The following is a 1856-nucleotide window of genomic DNA, read 5'->3' as shown; positions in this document are numbered from 1 at the left end:
GGTTGCGACCGGTAGCGCCGGGCGACGGTGTGCAGAAGCGAGATCAACTCGCTCTGGCGGTGGGTGCCGGTCTTGTAGAACAGGGCCTTGAGCTGGGTGCGCACGGTCTCGCTCGAGACCCCGTGCCGCTCTGCCGATTCCGTAAGGGTCATGCCCGAGGCCAGATCGAGGCCCAGTTGAGCCTCGCGCGGGCTCAGGCCGAATATTGCCGCGAGCACATCGCGGGCCGGCAGCGGCCTGTCGTCGAGATCGATGACCAGCACGATCAGCCGGGCGAACAGAAGCGGGCGATCGAACTCGCCGGGCACGGGCAGCATATCGACGAGCAGGGGCCGCTTGCCCTTGCGCGGAATGCGGAGCGGTGCGCCCGACTGCGGGCCTTCGGCCAGAGCCCGGGCAATCAGTTCGGTGAGAGCGGTTTGGATCTGTGGCCGGGTGGCGACCAGCCGGCGATCGAGCACCGAGAGGCCAGATCCCATAAGCGCCTCGGCGCGCCCGGTCATCTCGATCACCCGGCCGCCTCCATCGAGAAAGATCGCCGCCTCTCCCAGGGCCTCCAGCGTTTCGAAGCTGACCCGCCCGTGCGAGGAGCCGAGCCGCTCCGCGATGGTGACCGCGCGCGAAAGATGGCCCGCCAGGTGCCCGAACAGCACCCGGTCCTCCTCTGAGAACATCTGGCCCCTTTCGCTCCGGCACACTGAGAGGACGAAGGTCCTGTCCGCGGAATCAAAGGTGATGCCCGCCCACCATTGCAGATCATAGTGCCGGCAGAGTTCCTGATGTATGGGCAAGTGGTCATGCTCGCCGGGTACGACGATGTCCTGCTCGAGGACGATGTTCTGGCCCTGATCGGTCAGGCTCCATCCCCGATCGGCACGGTAGTCGCGCATGTACCAGCCCTCGGCGACGAAGCGTGTGGCGAACTCCTTCAGGTCCGGTGTGAAGGGCAGGTGAATTGCATCCTCTGCCGCCACCCGTGGCACCATGAGGCCCGCGCTCGCGCCGATGCCAGCGCAGAAGGTTTCGAGTGCGCTCTCCCATCGGCTGCGGCCGTACCCGGCCATGTAAATGGCCTCGAGCGCGGGCTGAACCCTGTCTGGCAGCATGTGTACCCCCCGTTTGTGACTCTATCTGGTCATTTCCCGACCCCTGTTTGAGCGATCTCGTGCCCAAGCCGTCAGCAGGCTGCGTCCGCGCCGCCGCCTGTGCGCCTTCATCTCCGGCGCGGTTGCGACCGGTAGCGCCGGGCGACGGTGTGCAGAAGCGAGATCAACTCGCTCTGGCGGTGGGTGCCGGTCTTGTAGAACAGGGCCTTGAGCTGGGTGCGCACGGTCTCGCTCGAGACCCCGTGCCGCTCTGCCGATTCCGTAAGGGTCATGCCCGAGGCCAGATCGAGGCCCAGTTGAGCCTCGCGCGGGCTCAGGCCGAATATTGCCGCGAGCACATCGCGGGCCGGCAGCGGCCTGTCGTCGAGATCGATGACCAGCACGATCAGCCGGGCGAACAGAAGCGGGCGATCGAACTCGCCGGGCACGGGCAGCATATCGACGAGCAGGGGCCGCTTGCCCTTGCGCGGAATGCGGAGCGGTGCGCCCGACTGCGGGCCTTCGGCCAGAGCCCGGGCAATCAGTTCGGTGAGAGCGGTTTGGATCTGTGGCCGGGTGGCGACCAGCCGGCGATCGAGCACCGAGAGGCCAGATCCCATAAGCGCCTCGGCGCGCCCGGTCATCTCGATCACCCGGCCGCCTCCATCGAGAAAGATCGCCGCCTCTCCCAGGGCCTCCAGCGTTTCGAAGCTGACCCGCCCGTGCGAGGAGCCGAGCCGCTCCGCGATGGTGACCGCGCGCGAAAGATGG

General features: G+C 67.1%; 2 protein-coding genes. Both read right to left on the bottom strand.

The window, feature by feature from the left end; all coding sequences use genetic code 11:
• Window positions 1-1106, bottom strand: a 1106-nt coding sequence (locus tag EO136_RS10945; protein ID WP_164730542.1) for a helix-turn-helix transcriptional regulator, incomplete at its 3' end; no start/stop codon positions are given.
• 107 nt (window positions 1107-1213) lie between these two features.
• The coding region (locus tag EO136_RS10940; RefSeq protein ID WP_164730527.1) for a helix-turn-helix transcriptional regulator at window positions 1214-1856 on the bottom strand (643 nt) is incomplete at its 5' end.

The sequence above is a fragment of the Pelagibacterium montanilacus genome, assembly GCF_003992665.1.
GTDB classification, from domain to species: Bacteria; Pseudomonadota; Alphaproteobacteria; order Rhizobiales; family Devosiaceae; genus Pelagibacterium; species Pelagibacterium montanilacus.
Note: the sequence above shows the minus strand (reverse complement) of the source record. Positions and strands in the feature narration are given on the sequence as shown.